Annotated in this window: 9 protein-coding genes and 1 pseudogene; 6 read left to right on the top strand and 4 right to left on the bottom strand. The window is 70.6% G+C overall.

From position 1 onward, the window contains the following. Positions 1-105 precede the first annotated feature (105 nt). From pbpC to FBY21_RS30310, 3 genes and pseudogenes are all read left to right on the top strand, one after another. Complete coding sequence (pbpC, locus tag FBY21_RS16665; protein ID WP_409563819.1) at positions 106-2424, top strand: peptidoglycan glycosyltransferase PbpC; 2319 nt, start codon at positions 106-108, stop codon at positions 2422-2424. Positions 2425-2694: 270 nt separating this feature from the next. After that, a pseudogene (locus FBY21_RS30315) lies at positions 2695-3762 on the top strand (cache domain-containing protein); the annotation flags it as partial. 126 nt (positions 3763-3888) lie between these two features. Next, complete coding sequence (locus FBY21_RS30310) at positions 3889-4626, top strand: methyl-accepting chemotaxis protein (RefSeq protein WP_371321026.1); 738 nt, start codon at positions 3889-3891, stop codon at positions 4624-4626. 21 nt (positions 4627-4647) lie between these two features. Here FBY21_RS30310 and FBY21_RS16655 read toward each other — a convergent pair whose 3' ends face one another. The 3 genes from FBY21_RS16655 to FBY21_RS16645 all read right to left on the bottom strand — a co-directional run bounded on the left by FBY21_RS16655 (position 4648) and on the right by FBY21_RS16645 (position 7263). Next, positions 4648-5769, bottom strand: a complete 1122-nt coding sequence (locus tag FBY21_RS16655) for a GGDEF domain-containing protein (RefSeq protein ID WP_142012449.1) — start codon at positions 5767-5769, stop codon at positions 4648-4650. 98 nt (positions 5770-5867) lie between these two features. Continuing rightward, positions 5868-6314 (bottom strand): DMT family transporter, encoded by a 447-nt coding sequence (locus tag FBY21_RS16650; protein WP_044411209.1) that lies wholly within the window; start codon positions 6312-6314, stop codon positions 5868-5870. Positions 6315-6378: 64 nt separating this feature from the next. Beyond that, a complete protein-coding gene (locus FBY21_RS16645; RefSeq protein WP_142012447.1) occupies positions 6379-7263 on the bottom strand; it encodes an MBL fold metallo-hydrolase in 885 nt (294 codons plus the stop codon). Positions 7264-7369: 106 nt separating this feature from the next. Here FBY21_RS16645 and FBY21_RS16640 point away from each other — a divergent pair, with 106 nt between their 5' ends. Further along, the gene (locus FBY21_RS16640; protein ID WP_044411213.1) at positions 7370-8269 is read left to right on the top strand and encodes a LysR family transcriptional regulator; all 900 of its coding nucleotides are present in this window, start codon (positions 7370-7372) and stop codon (positions 8267-8269) included. A 409-nt stretch (positions 8270-8678) separates the two neighbouring features. Here the strand turns inward: FBY21_RS16640 and FBY21_RS16635 are convergent, their stop codons facing one another. Continuing rightward, the gene (locus FBY21_RS16635) at positions 8679-10688 is read right to left on the bottom strand and encodes an NADPH-dependent 2,4-dienoyl-CoA reductase (protein WP_142012445.1); all 2010 of its coding nucleotides are present in this window, start codon (positions 10686-10688) and stop codon (positions 8679-8681) included. Between the two features lie 199 nt (positions 10689-10887). Here FBY21_RS16635 and fdnG point away from each other — a divergent pair, with 199 nt between their 5' ends. Both fdnG and fdxH read left to right on the top strand, forming a co-directional pair. Beyond that, positions 10888-13962 (top strand): formate dehydrogenase-N subunit alpha, encoded by a 3075-nt coding sequence (gene fdnG / locus FBY21_RS16630; protein ID WP_142012442.1) that lies wholly within the window; start codon positions 10888-10890, stop codon positions 13960-13962. A 10-nt stretch (positions 13963-13972) separates the two neighbouring features. Then, positions 13973-14899: a formate dehydrogenase subunit beta gene (gene fdxH, locus FBY21_RS16625; protein ID WP_044411222.1), complete on the top strand. Its 927-nt coding sequence runs from the start codon at positions 13973-13975 to the stop codon at positions 14897-14899. Positions 14900-14963: the final 64 nt, after the last annotated feature.

The following is a 14963-nucleotide window of genomic DNA, read 5'->3' as shown; positions in this document are numbered from 1 at the left end:
AAGGCCGGCCCCACCCCCTGCGGTGGCGGGGCCGGCCGTTGTCCGATGCTGCCTGGAGTGCCGTTCGTGTCGTTGCTTTTCACCTGCCACCGTGGCGCCCGCCGCCTGGCGCGGCGCCGCTGGATCAGCGTGCCGCTCCTGCTGCTGGCACTGCTGTGGCTGGCCGACCGCTTGTTCCCGCTGCCACTCCCGGCCGACGACCGCGCGCGGGTGGTGCTGGCCGAGGACGGCACCCCGCTGTGGCGCTTTGCCGACGCCGACGGCGTGTGGCGCTACCCGGTGACCCCGGAGCAGGTCTCGCCCTATTACCTGGAGGCGCTGCTCACCTACGAGGACCGCTGGTTCTACCGCCACCCCGGGGTCAACCCGCTGGCCCTGGGGCGCGCCGCCTGGCAGAACCTCAGCGGCGGCCGGGTGCTCTCCGGCGGAAGCACCCTGTCGATGCAGGTGGCGCGGCTGCTCGACCCCCACCCGCGGACCTTCACCGGCAAGCTGCGCCAGCTGTGGCGCACCCTGCAGTTGGAATGGCACCTGTCCAAGACGCAGATCCTCACCCTCTACCTGGACCGCGCACCCTTCGGCGGCACCCTGCAGGGGGTCGCGGCGGCCAGCTGGGCCTACCTCGGCAAACCGCCGTCGCAGCTGACCCGCGCCGAGGCCGCCTTGCTCGCGGTGCTGCCCCAGGCGCCCAGCCGCTTGCGCCCGGACCGCCACCCCGAGCGCGCCACCGCCGCGCGGGACAAGGTGCTCAAGCGCCTCGCCGAGTACGGCGTGTGGCCCCAGGCGGTGGTGGACGAAGCCCTGCAGGAGCCGGTGCTGCTGGCGCCGCGCCAGGAACCGAACCTGGCGCCGCTGCTGGCGCGGCGGCTGAACCGGCCGGGCAGCCCGCCGCTGATCCGCACCACCGTCGACGCCGCCCTGCAGCGGCGGCTGGAAAGCCTGCTGCTGGGCTGGCGGGCGAAGCTGCCGGAGCGCACCTCGGCGGCGATCCTGGTGGTGGAGCACCCGAGCATGGCGGTGCGCGCCTACCTGGGGTCGGTGGAGCTGGACGACGCCCGCCGCTTCGGCCACGTCGACATGGTCACCTCGCTGCGTTCCCCCGGCTCCACCCTCAAACCGTTCCTCTATGGCCTGGCCCTGGACGCCGGGCTGATCCATTCCGAATCGCTGCTGCAGGACGTGCCGCGCCGCTACGGCGACTACCGCCCCGGCAACTTCTCCTCCGGCTTCAGCGGGCCGGTGGCGGCCAGCGAAGCCCTGGCCACCTCCCTCAACCTGCCGGCCGTGCAGCTGCTGGAGGCCTACGGGCCGAAGCGCTTCGCCGGTGAGCTGCGCAGCGCCGGCCTGCCCCTGGTGCTGCCGGCCGGCGCCGAGCCGAACCTGGCGCTGGTGCTGGGCGGCGCCGGGGCGCGGCTGGAGGACCTGGTAGGCGCCTACGCCGCCCTGGCCCGCCAGGGCCGTGCCGCCCCGCCCCGCCTGCAGCCGGACGAGGGGCTGCGCGAGCGGCGCCTGCTGTCTCCCGGAGCGGCGTGGATCGTGCGGCGCATCCTCGCCGGCCAGTCCCGCCCGGACCTGGACCCCCAGGCCCCGGCGCCGCTGGGCCCGCTGCTGGCCCTGAAGACCGGCACCAGCTACGGCTTCCGCGATGCCTGGGCCATGGGCGTGGGGCCACGCTACCTGGTGGGCGTGTGGATCGGCCGCCCCGACGGCACCCCGGTGCCGGGCCAGTTCGGCCTGGCCTCGGCGGCGCCGCTGCTGATGCAGGTGCACGATGTGCTGCTCAACCGCGACGCCCAGCGCGGCGTGCTGCCCCCGGCGGACCCACGCCCGGACTCGGTGGGCATCGCGGCGATCTGCTGGCCCCTCGGCCAGCCCCTGGCCCGGGACGACCCCAACTGCCGCCGGCCGCGCCTGGCCTGGACCCTCGACGGCACCACCCCGCCGACCCTGCTGGCGGCCGACCAGCCGCTGGGCCTGGGCCTGCGCCAGACCTGGTGGGTGGACGCCCAGGGCCGGCGCACCGCGCCGGGCTGCCCCGGCGCCCAGCCTCGCGAGGTGGCGCTGTGGCCCGCCCCGCTGGAACCCTGGCTGCCCCGGCGCGAACGCCTGGCCGGGCGCCTGCCGCCGCCCTCGCCGACGTGCCCGCCGGTGCTGCTGCCCGGCGCCGCACCGCTGTCCATCGTCGGCCTGCGCGAAGGCGAGCAGGTGCGCCGCCCGGCGGCCAGCGCGGGCCCGCTGCGGGTGCGCCTGTCGAGCCTGGGGGGCAGTGGCCGGCGCTGGTGGTTCCTCGACGGCGCGCCCCTGGGCGAGAGCAGCCCGGACGGCGCCCTGGACGCATGGCCCGGTGACGTGGGGCGCCATCAGCTGAGCCTGCTGGACGAGGCCGGGGCGACCGCTCGTCTGGAGTTCCGGGTGATCGACTAGCCACCGCTCAAGCAACTTGACCCCGCGGTCGAGAAAACAGTGTGGGCGGGCTGCCGGATTGTCCGGCTTCATGTATACAATCCGCCGTCCCGCCCGGCCCCCGTGCATTCGCGCGCGGTCGGGCCCGTAACCGGACAGGCACGTCCGAACGCCTCGCCCCTCCCCAGGAGCCCCACCTGCCCGCCCCGGATCGTGGCGGCTCGCCGGCGTGTGCCGGCGGGGCAGGGCGGTCGCGTGCCTTTCAGCCACACAGTCCCAGGAGACAGGCCCATGCGCCTCTGGCAACGCAGTATCCAATGGCAGTTGATCCTCAGCATGGGCGCGGCCCTGCTGGTGAGCATCCTCATCGTGGTCGGCCTCTACTCGGCGGTGGTCTTCCGCCTGAGCGACCGCTACCTGGTGGGCGAGGCGTTGCCCAAGAGCACCCTGGCCATCCGCAACGACCTGGAGCGGGTGCTGGCCGAGCCGCTGACGGCGGCGCGCTCCCTGGCGGACAACAGCCTGGTCCACGACTGGCTCGGCGCCGGCGAGGACCCGGCACGCCAGGCGGACTTCGTGCGCTACCTGGCCGGCGTGCAGGCGCAGCACAACGCCCTGGTCACCTTCCTGGTCAGCCAGGACAGCGGGCACTACTACACCGGCAAGGGCCTGGACCGCACCCTGACCCGGGGGCCGGCGGAGAACGCCTGGTTCTACGGCTTCCTCGATGGCGGCAAGCCGCGCTCGCTGGACATCGACGTGGACAAGAGCACCCGCCAGCCGACGCTGTTCATCAACCAGCGGGTCAGTGCCGGCGGCCGCACCCTGGGGGTGGCGGGCCTGGGCTACGGCCTGGGGGCGATGTCGGCGATGATCCGCGACTTCCGCTTCGGCAAGAGCGGGCGGGTGTACCTGGTCAGCGCCGACGGCAAGGTGAAGATCCACCCGCAGTCGGACTACAACGACAGCCGCACCCTGGCCGACCTGACCAGCGGTGACGCCGCCCGCGCGCTGCTGGGTGGCCAGGGCCAGGCGGTGCGCTTCGAGCGTGACGGCCAGCCCTTCCTGGCGCTGGCCCAGCCGCTGCAGTCGGTGGACTGGGTGCTGGTGAGCGAGGTGCCCGAGGGCGAGATCTACGCCGAGGCGCGCCAGGCGCTGATCACCACCTGTCTGGTGGGCATCGGCGTGGCGCTGCTCTCGCTGTTGCTGGTGGTGCTGCTGGCCCGTGGGCTGGTGCGGCCGATCCGCCAGGTGACGGCGGCGCTGGTGGAGATCGGCGGTGGCGGTGGCGACCTGACCCGGCGCCTGGACGACAGCCGCGCCGACGAGCTGGGCGACCTGGCGCGAGGCTTCAACCGCTTCCTGGAGAGCCAGCGCGGGCTGATCGCCGACGTGCTCGGCACCAGCCGCAGCCTGCGCGACGCGGTCGGCCAGGTGACCACCGTGGTGGAGAACACCGCCCAGCGCGCCGGCCGCCAGCAGGAGATGACCGACATGGTGGCCACGGCGGTGCACGAGATGGGCCTGACCGTGCAGGAGATCGCCCGCAACGCGGGCAGCGCCGCGCTCAGCTCGCAGAAGGCGCGGGACGAAGCGGTGCAGGCGCGCCAGGTGGTGGGGGATTCCATCCGCCACATCGAGCGCATGTCCGGGGAGATCGGCGAGGCGGCCACGGCGGTCACCGAGCTGGCCGAGCAGGTGGCGTCCATCGACCAGGTGCTGGCGGTGATCCGTGGCATTTCCGAGCAGACCAACCTGCTGGCACTGAACGCCGCCATCGAAGCGGCGCGGGCCGGCGAAATGGGCCGCGGCTTCGCCGTGGTGGCCGACGAGGTGCGCACCCTGGCCAGCCGCACCCAGGCCTCCACCGACGAAATCCAGCAGATGATCCAGCGCCTGAAGAGCGGTGCGGAAACGGCCGTCAGCTCCATGCGCGCCGGGCAATCGGCCACCGGAACCGGCGTCGAGGCCAGCCAGCGCACCGGCCAGTCGCTGTCGGCGATCACCGACCAGGTGGAGGCCATCAGCGACATGAACCATCAGGTGGCGGCCGCCACCGAAGAGCAGTCCTCGGTCACCGAGGAGATCAACCGCAACGTGCAGGGCATCGCCGACCTGGCCGGTGCCACCGCCGGCGAGGTGCGCGGCTGCCGCGAGGAGTGCCAGGCACTCAGCCGGCTGGCCGACGACCTGGCCGGACAGATGGGGCGCTTCCGCCTCTGAGGCGGGGCGGCGGGTGGCGGCCTAGGCGGTCTCCACCCGGTCGCGGCCGTGGCTCTTGGCGCGGTACAGGGCATCGTCCACGCGCTTGAAGAAGGCCTCGGCACTGGCGTCGTGCTGCGGGTCGAAGCAGCCGACGCCCAGGCTGGTGGTCATCGGCAGGGTGTGCCCGTCATAGGTCAGGCCCTCGCGGGCCAGGGCGCTGCGGAAGCTCTCGCCCAGTTGCACGGCCTGCTCCCGCGTGGTGCCGGGCATCAGCACGCCGAATTCCTCGCCACCCAGGCGCAGCAGGGCGTCGCTGTCACGGCGGAACACCTGGCGCATGCGCTCGGCGAACTGCTCCAGGCAGCGGTCGCCGGCGGCGTGGCCGTACTCGTCGTTGATGCGCTTGAAGAAGTCGATGTCCAGCAGCACCAGCGACAGCGGCGAGCCCTCGCGGGCGGCGTGGGCGACCATGGCCGGGAACAGGTTGTTGAACTGGTGGCGGTTGCCCAGCAGGGTCAGCCCGTCGGTGCGGCTGAGGGCGTCCAGGCGCTGGCGCTGCAGCAGCAGCTCCATCTCCAGGTTCAGGGTGCCCTGGTACTCGCGGTGGCTGCGGTTGAGGGCCAGCAGCAGGTAGCTGAGGTAGAAGGCCAGGGTCACCAGCTCGGCGGTGAGCCGCTCGGGGGAAAGCAGCATGGCGGCCAGGCCCGGCAGGTACAGCAGCATCAAGGCGAGGATGGCCCAGGCCCGGCGCATGGCGAAGTTGAAGGCCATGGCGGTGCCGAAGGCGACGGTGCTGAGGGTGCCGATGATGCGGGCGTCCCGGTAGTCGGGCGTGAGGATCATGTAGGCGTGGGCCAGGCCCCAGGCCAGGCAGGTGAGCAGGATCAGCCCCCAGTGGGTGTCCAGCCAGCGCTTGAGCTGCGCCTGGCTGGCGGCCGCGCCCGGGCAGTGACGGAGGCGCGCCACCAGCAGGGCGCCGAACAGCAGGGTGCCGCCCAGGCCCAGCAGCAGGTGCTCGCCGGGGGCGGCGCTGAAGGCCCAGGCAATGGTCCAGGCCAGCAGGTAGTAGAGGCCGCCAAGGCGGGTTCGGGTGCGGGTGTCCTGGATCTCGCGCCAGAGCGGGAAGGTCTCCGGCTGGTGGGGCAGCTCTGTGTCAGTCATGCGTTGTGATCACAAATACGGCTGGTGGGCAGAGCTTACCCGGTTCCGCATTGACATCAACTGGCCACTGTCCTGGCCGACCTTTGTCTGACGGCCGGTCAGCCGCGGCGGATCATCCACACGCCGGCGATGATCAGGCCCAGGCCGGCCAGCTTGCCGACGCTGATGGGCGCCTCGCGGTAACCGGCCCAGCCGAAGTGGTCGAGCGCCAGGGCCATGCTCAGTTGCCCGGCGAGCACCAGCACCATGAACAGCAGCGCGCCGATGCGTGGCCCGGCGAAAGCGGCGGTGGCGATGAACACGGCCCCCAGCAGGCCGCCGCTCCAGTGCCACCAGGTGAGGCCCTTGAGCGCGGTGAAACTGGGCAGTTCGCGTTGCGCGGCGGCGACGATGAACAGCGCCACCGTGCCCACCAGGAAGGAGATCAGCGCCGCGCTCATGACGCTGGAGACCTGCCTGGCCAACTGGCCATTGATGCCCGCCTGGAGCGGGAGGAAGGAACCGGCGACGAAGGGCAGGGCAAGCAGCCACCAGGCATTGGGCATGGGGGAATCTCCTGAAACGAAGGGGGCGGCGATTATGCCGCCGCCCCCCGGTCGCTGTCTCAGATCAGGGCCACTGCATCTCGCCCTTGAGCACCTTGGCGCTCAGTTCCAGGTCTTCCACGCCGTGCAGGTCGGGGTAGCGCTTCTTCATCGCGGCCACCAGGGCCTTGGCGTCCTTGGTGCGGGGCAGCTCCTGCTCCAGGGCCTTGAGGTAGTCACGGGTGAACTGCAGGTCGCCCAGGCCCTTGGCCGGTTCGCCCAGGTAGTGGCCGGGGACCACGCGTTGCGGTTGCAGCGCTTCCAGGGCGTCCAGCGCGCCGACCCAGTTGCGGCGGGATTCGACGGTCTGCGAGTCGGCGGTCCATACGTGCATGTTGCCGCTGACCAGTACGCCACCCAGCACGGTGCGCAGGGACGGCACCCAGAGGCTGGTGTGGCTCGGGTCCGGACCGTCCAGGCCGATCACGCGGATGCGCTCGCCTTCCAGGGTCAGGCTGTCGCCCTGCAGCGGCTGCGGCACCACCAGGTTGCGCGGCGCGCCGTCCTTGAGGATCGGGCCCCAGTGGGCCAGCTTCAGGTCCTTGGTGGCCTGGATGTGGGCGATGGTCTGCGGGGTGGCCAGCACCTTGGCGTCCGGGAAGGCGCGCAGCAGGGTGTCCAGGCCGAAGTAGAAGTCCGGGTCGCCGTGGCTGATGAAGATGGTGGTCAGGCGGCGGCCGCTGGCCTGGATGCGCTTGACCAGGTCATCGGCCTGGTGGCTGGAGAACTGCGCGTCCACCAGCAGGGCGTCCTTCTCGCCCAGCAGCAGGGAGGAGCTGACCGGGAACACGGCCTGCTCGCCGGGGTTGTAGACCTGCAGTTCCAGGGGTTGCTGGGCCAGGGCGCTGCCGGCGGCGGCGCTGAGCAGGGCGCCGGCCAGCAGGCGGCGGATGAGAGCGAACGGGGCCATGGTGGGCTACCTCGGTGAGTGGGTGACGGCGTGCAGGATAGTTGCGTGATAGACGGCAAAAAACGCCATAATCCGCGCTTCTTTGTTGCACATAGCGAGCATAGACATGGATCGGATCACTGCCATGCGGGTCTTCGTCGAAGTGGTGGAGCGGGGCAGCCAGACCGCCGCCGCCGATGCCCTGGACATGTCGCGGGCGATGATCTCGCGCTACCTCGCCGCGCTGGAGGAGTGGGCCGGCGCGCGCCTGCTGCACCGCAGCACCCGGCGCCTGAGCCTGACCGGCACCGGCGAGCAGATGCTGCCGCAGTGCCGGGAGGTCTGCGCCCTGGCCGAGTCCATGCAGAGCCTCGGGCGTGACCACCGCGAGGCGCCCAGCGGCCGCCTGCGGGTCACCTGCAGCCAGTCCTTCGCCCAGGCCTGGCTGGTGCACGAGATCGGCCGCTTCCAGCAGCAGTATCCGGCCGTGGGCATCGACCTGCTGGTGAACAGCCAGGCGGTCAACCTGATCGAGGAACGCATCGACCTGGCCCTGCGCATCACCAACCAGCTCGACCCCAACCTCATCGCCCGGCGCCTCGGCACCTGCCGCTCGGTGGTCTGCGCCACCCCAGCCTACGTCGCCCGCCACGGCCTGCCGCGTACCCCCGAGGACCTGGTGCGCCATGACTGCCTGACCTATTCCTACTTCGGTCGCAGCCTGTGGACCTTCTTCCGCGACGGCGAGCCCAGCGCCGTTCCGGTCAGCGGCCGGCTCAGCGCCAACGAATCCATGGTGCTGCTGGAGGCCACCCTGGCGGGGCAGGGCATCAGCCTGCAACCGCGCTACTCGGTGGCCGCCCTGGTGCGCAGCGGCGACCTGGTGCAGCTGCTGCCCGACCACGAACCCCAGGTGCTCGGCATCTACGCCCTCTACGGCAGCCGCCGGCAGATGCCCCACGCCCTGCGCCTGCTCCTCGACCACCTCGCCGAACGCCTGCAGGACGACACCGACTGGGATGCGTGAAGCCCAGCGGCTTCAGGAATCTCGAAGTCCCTCACCCGGAGCCCGTCACGATGGGCTTCGCACAGCTCAGCCCATCCTACGGATGGAGCGGCACCGTAGGATGCGGTGAGCTCGGCGAACCGCATCGATCCGTCAGGGATGTGAGAGGCCGAGGTCTTCAGCGGCCCATTAGCGTGGCGTTGGTGGATCGATCCCGCACGCCATCCCGATGGGCTTCGCACAGCTCAGCCCATCCTACGGACGGGGCGGAATCGTAGGATGCGGTGAGCTCGGCGAACCGCATCGATGTTGAAAGTGCTCCCACAGGGTGCAGCCAAACAGCTTCAGGCATCGGTCGTAGGGTGGGCCGGGCGGCGTTCCGCTTCAGCCCACCGGCGTCTATCCGCGCCGCCGAGAATCTCGAAGCCCCTCACAACCGCGCCGCCAGCTCGGCGCCTTCGCGGATGGCGCGCTTGGCGTCGAGTTCGCCGGCGCGGCGGGCGCCGCCGATGAGGTGCAGGCGCAGGTGGTCGGAGCCCTGCACCGGGTGCAGGTCGCGCACGGGTTCCTGGCCGGCGCAGATCACCACGTTATCCACAGGCAGCACCTGCTCGCGTCCGTCGTGGCGGATGTGCAGGCCGTCGTTGTCGACGCGCAGGTAGTCCACCCCGCCCAGCATCCGCGCGCCCAGGCGTTGCAGGTGGGCGCGGTGGATCCAGCCGCTGGTCTTGCCCAGCCCCCGACCGAGGGGCGCCGGCTTGCGTTGCAGCAGCCACAGCTCCCGCTGCGGCTGCAGGGCGAGCGGCGGAACCAGCCCGCCGGGCGTGGAGCCTTGCAGGTCGATGCCCCACTCGGCACGCCAGCGCGCCGGGTCCGGCGTGTGCGGCTGCAGCAGGAAGGCCGCCAGGTCGAAGCCGATGCCACCGGCCCCCACCAGCGCCACCCGTTCGCCCACCGGCGCGCCCAGCAGCACCTCGGCGTAGCTGAGCACCTTGGGGTGTTCGCCGCCCGGCAACGCCAGTGCGCGGGGGCGCACCCCGGTGGCCACCACCACCTCGTCGTAATGGCCGCTCAGCTCGCCGGGGCCGATGCGGCGGTTCAGCACCAGCTCCACCCCCAGCTCCGCCAGGCGGGTGCGGAAGTAGCGCAGCGTCTCGTCGAACTCCGCCTTGCCGGGGATACGCCGGGCCAGGTTGAACTGCCCACCGATCTCGGCCGCCGCCTCGAACAGCGTCACCCGGTGCCCGCGCTCGGCGGCCACGCAGGCGGCGGAAAGCCCCGCCGGCCCGGCACCGACCACGGCGATGCGCTTGGGCTGGCGGGTGCGGCGGTAGCGCAGCTCGGTCTCGAAACCGGCCCGTGGGTTGACCAGGCAACTGGCGCGGCGGTTGGCGAAGGCGTGGTCCAGGCAGGCCTGGTTGCAGGCGATGCAGGTGTTGATCGCCTCGGGCCGGCCCGCCGCCGCCTTGGCGACGAACTGCGGGTCGGCCAGCAGCGGCCGGGCCATGGACACCAGGTCCGCCTGGCCGTCGGCGATCAGCGCCTCGGCCAGTTCCGGGGTGTTGATGCGGTTGCTGGCCACCACCGGCACCCGCAGCACGCGCCGCAGCCGTGCGCTGACCTCGGCAAAGGCCCCGCGCGGTACCGAAGTGACGATGGTGGGCACCCGCGATTCGTGCCAGCCGATGCCGGTGTTGAGCAGGTCGATGCCGGCCTCCTGCAGCGCCAGGGCGATCTGCTGCACCTCTTCGGCGGTGTTGCCGCCCTCCACCAGGTCCAGCAGCGACAGGCGGAAGCCGATGGCGAAGCCGTCCCCGGCCATGCGGCGGATGCGCCGGACGATCTCCACCGCTAGGCGCATGCGGTTTTCCAGCGAGCCGCCCCAGCGGTCGCGGCGCTGGTTGGTGCGCGGGCAGAGGAACTGGTTCAGCAGGTAGCCCTCGCTGCCCATGATCTCCACCCCGTCGTAGGCCGCCGCCTTGGCCAGCCTCGCGCAGCGCACGAAGGCCCGCAGGGTGCGCTCGATGCCCCGCTCGCTCAGCTCGCGCGGGGCGAACCAGCTGATGGGGGACTTCAGCGGCGAGGCCGACACCACCAGCGGGTGATAGCCGTAGCGCCCGGCATGCAGGATCTGCAGCAGGATGCGCCCGCCCTCGGTGTGCACCGCCTGGGTCAGGCGACGGTGGGCCGGCACTTCCAGGCCGCGGGTCAGGCTGCTGCCGAAGGGCAGCAGCCAGCCTTCCCGGTTGGGCGCGAAGCCGCCGGTGATGATCAGCCCGACGCCACCCCGCGCCCGCTCCCGGTAGTAGGCCGCCAGCTTGTCGAAGTCCCGCAGGCGGTCTTCCAGGCCGGTGTGCATGGAGCCCATCACCACGCGGTTGCGCAGGTGCAGCGGGCCGACGTGCAGGGGCGAGAGCAGGTGGGGATAGGCTGTGTTCATGGCGGACCGGGGCGGGGAGAAGGGCCTTCACCATAGGAAGTTGCGCCCGGCGGGATAACGGCCCGGTTGACGTGCCGCTCGGGCATTTCGGTCAAACCATTGCTCTGGATCCATGCGCGGAGCGGTTCGCTTGACTAAGCTTCCGGGGCTGAAGAGTCGCCGAAGAGCGACTCCCTTGCCTGATGCAGGAGAACCCACGATGGACATGAACCGTCGACAGTTCTTCAAGGTCTGCGGTGTAGGCCTTGGAGGATCGAGCCTGGCGGCGCTGGGGATGGCACCCCCGGTCGCCTTCGCCGACCAGGTGCGCCATTTCAAGCTGGCGCGAACCGTCGAAACCCGTAACACCTGCCCCTACTGCTCGGTCGGCTGCGGCCTGATCATGTACAGCCAGGGCGATGCGTCGAAGAACGTGGCGCAGAACATCATCCACATCGAGGGCGACGCGGACCACCCGGTCAACCGCGGCACCCTCTGCCCGAAAGGCGCCGGCCTGCTGGACTTCGTCCACAGCCCCAACCGCCTGAAGTACCCCGAGGTCCGCGAAGCCGGCTCCAGCGAGTGGAAGCGCATCGAATGGGACGAGGCGCTCGACCGCATCGCCCAGCTGATGAAAGCGGACCGCGATGCCCACTTCGTGGCCAGGAACGACGCCGGACAGACGGTCAACCGCTGGCTCACCACCGGTTTCCTCGCCGCGTCGGCATCAAGCAACGAAGCCGGCTACATCACCCACAAGGTGGTGCGTTCACTGGGCATGCTGGGGTTCGATAACCAAGCACGTGTCTGACATGGCCCGACGGTGGCAGGTCTTGCCCCGACGTTTGGCCGTGGCGCCATGACCAACCACTGGACCGACATCAAGAATGCCGATCTGGTGCTGATCATGGGCGGCAACGCTGCCGAAGCCCACCCCTGTGGCTTCAAATGGGTGACCGAAGCGAAGGCCCACAACAAGGCCCGGCTGATCGTGGTCGACCCGCGTTTCACGCGCTCGGCTTCCGTGGCCGACTACTACGCACCCATCCGTACCGGGACCGACATCGCGTTCCTGGGGGGGCTGATCAACTACCTGATCACCACCAACCAGATCCAGCACGAGTACGTCCGGCACTACACCGATGCGTCGTTCATCGTGAACGAAGGCTTCAGCTTCGAAGACGGCCTGTTCAACGGCTACGACGAGGCCAAGCGCGCCTACCCGGACAAATCCGCCTGGAGCTACGCCAAGGGCGAGGACGGCTACGCCCGCGTCGACCCGACGCTGGAAGACCCGCGCTGCGTGTTCCAGCTGATGAAGAAGCACTACAGCCGCTACACGCCCGAGGTGGTCAGCCGAACCTGCGGCACCCCGCCCGAGCAGTTGCAGAAGGTCTGGAGCCAGATCGCCGAGACCTCCGCGCCCGGCAAGGTCATGACCATCATGTACGCCCTCGGCTGGACGCAGCACTCGGTGGGCTCGCAGATCATCCGCACCGGCGCCATGGTGCAGCTGCTGCTGGGCAACATCGGCATGCCCGGTGGCGGGATGAACGCCCTGCGCGGCCACTCCAACATCCAGGGCCTGACCGACCTGGGGCTGCTTTCCAACTCCCTGCCGGGCTACCTGACCCTGGCCGGCGACGCCGAGCAGGACTACGCCGCCTACATCGCCAAGCGCGCCGCCAAGCCCGCGCGGCCGGGGCAGCTGTCCTACTGGCAGAACTACGGCAAGTTCCACGTCAGCCTGATGAAGGCCTGGTTCGGCAAGTCCGCCACCGCCGAGAACAACTGGTGCTACGACTGGCTGCCCAAGCTCGACGTGCCGGCCTACGACGTGCTGCGCTACTTCGACCTGATGCACCAGGGCAAGGTCAACGGCTACTTCTGCCAGGGCTTCAACCCCATCGCCTCGTTCCCCAACAAGGGCAAGGTGGTGGAGAGCCTGGCCAAGCTGAAGTACCTCGTAGTGATGGACCCGCTGGCCACCGAGACGTCCGAGTTCTGGCGCAACGCCGGCGAGTACAACGACGTCGACACCGCCAGCATCCAGACCACCGTGTTCCGCCTGCCCACCACCTGCTTCGCCGAAGAGGACGGCTCCCTGGTCAACAGCGGGCGCTGGCTGCAGTGGCACTGGAAAGGCGCCGAGCCGCCGGGCCAATGCCGCACCGACATCGCCATCATGGGCGCACTGTTCCACCGCCTGCGCGCGGCCTACACCCGCGACGGCGGCGCCTTCCCCGACCCCATCCTGGGGCTGGACTGGAACTACCTGCGCCCCGACGAGCCGGCCCCGGACGAGATCGCCCGCGAGTTCAACGGCAAGGCCCTGGCCGACCTCAACGACCCGGCCACGGGCGCACCGCTGCTCAAGGCCGGCGAGCAACTGCCCGGCTTCGCCCTGCTGCGTGACGACGGCAGCACCGCCAGCGGCTGCTGGATCTTCGCCGGCTGCTGGACCGCCGCCGGCAACCAGATGGCCCGCCGCGACAACGCCGACCCCTACGCCATGGGCCAGACCCTCGGCTGGGCCTGGGCCTGGCCGGCCAACCGGCGCATCCTCTACAACCGCGCCTCGGCCGACCCCAACGGGCAACCCTGGGACCCGAAGAAGAAGCGCCTGGTGTGGTGGAACGGCAAGGCCTGGGGCGGCACCGACGTGCCCGACTACAAGCCCGACGTGCCGCCGGAGCAGGGCATGAACCCGTTCATCATGAACCCCGAGGGCGTAGCGCGATTCTTCGCCCTCGACAAGATGAACGAAGGGCCCTTCCCCGAGCACTACGAGCCGTTCGAGACGCCCATCGGCCGCAACCCGCTGCACCCGGAGAACCGCAAGGTCACCAGCAACCCCGCCGCCCGCCTGTTCCCGGGGGACCGCGAGATGCTCGGCACCGCCGACGAGTTCCCCTATGCGGCGACCACCTACCGCCTCACCGAGCACTTCCACTTCTGGACCAAGCACTGCCGGCTGAACGCCATCGCCCAGCCCGAGCAGTTCGTCGAGATCGGCGAAGCGCTGGCGCGGGAGCTGGGCATCGTTGCCGGCGAGCGGGTCAAGGTGTCGTCCCAGCGGGGCTACATCAAGGCGGTGGCCGTGGTCACCAAGCGCATCCGCCCGCTCGAGGTGGACGGCAAGACCGTCCACCAGATCGGCATCCCGCTGCACTGGGGCTTCTCCGGCGTGGCGCGCAACGGCTACCTGACCAACACGCTGACGCCCTTCGTCGGGGATGGAAACACCCAGACGCCGGAGTTCAAGTCGTTCCTGGTCAAGCTGGAAAAGGCATAGGAGCAGCGCCATGGCCTCACAAGACATCATTGCCCGCTCCGCCACCACCACGCCCAGCCCGTCCGTACGGCAACTGGGCGAGGTGGCCAAGCTGATCGACGTGTCCAAGTGCATCGGCTGCAAGGCCTGCCAGGTCGCCTGCTCCGAATGGAACGACCTGCGCGACGAGGTCGGCCACAACCACGGGGTGTACGACAACCCCATGGACCTGACGGCCGACTCCTGGACGGTCATGCGCTTCACCGAGCACGAGCCCGAGGAGAACAAGCTGGAGTGGCTGATCCGCAAGGACGGCTGCATGCACTGCGCCGAACCCGGCTGCCTCGCAGCCTGCCCGAGCCCCGGCGCGATCATCCAGTACGCCAACGGCATCGTCGACTTCAACCAGGACAAGTGCATCGGCTGCGGCTACTGCGTCACCGGCTGCCCCTTCAACATCCCGCGCATCTCGCAGAAGGACCACAAGGCGTACAAGTGCACCCTGTGTTCCGACCGCGTGTCCGTCGGGCTGGAACCGGCCTGCGTGAAGACCTGCCCCACCGGGGCCATCGTCTTCGGCACCAAGGAGGCCATGAAGGAGCACGCCGCCGAGCGCATCGTCGACCTCAAGTCGCGCGGCTACGACAACGCCGGGCTGTACGACCCGCAGGGCGTCGGCGGCACCCACGTCATGTACGTGCTGCACCACGCCGACAAGCCCGCGCTCTACGCCGGCCTGCCCGAGGCGCCTGCCATCAGCCCGCTGGTCGGGTTGTGGAAGGGCATCACCAAGCCCCTCGGCCTGCTGGCCATGGGCGCGGTGGCGCTGTTCGGCTTCTTCCACTACGTGCGGGTCGGCCCCAACCGCGTGGAAGAGGACGAAACGCCCCCCAGCGAGCCGGCGGTGCACAAGGTCGACCCCTCGGTCCACGAGTTCGACCCCAGGGCGCCGCGTTGACAGACAACCCCCTCGCCCAGCGGGCGAGGGCCGGTCAGGGGCGCAGGGACGCGCCCCCGGGTTA

The organism is Pseudomonas sp. SLBN-26 (assembly GCF_006715895.1).
Taxonomy (GTDB): domain Bacteria; phylum Pseudomonadota; class Gammaproteobacteria; order Pseudomonadales; family Pseudomonadaceae; genus Metapseudomonas; species Metapseudomonas otitidis.
The sequence above is the reverse complement of the archived record's forward strand: the minus strand, read 5'-3'. Positions and strand labels throughout refer to the sequence as shown.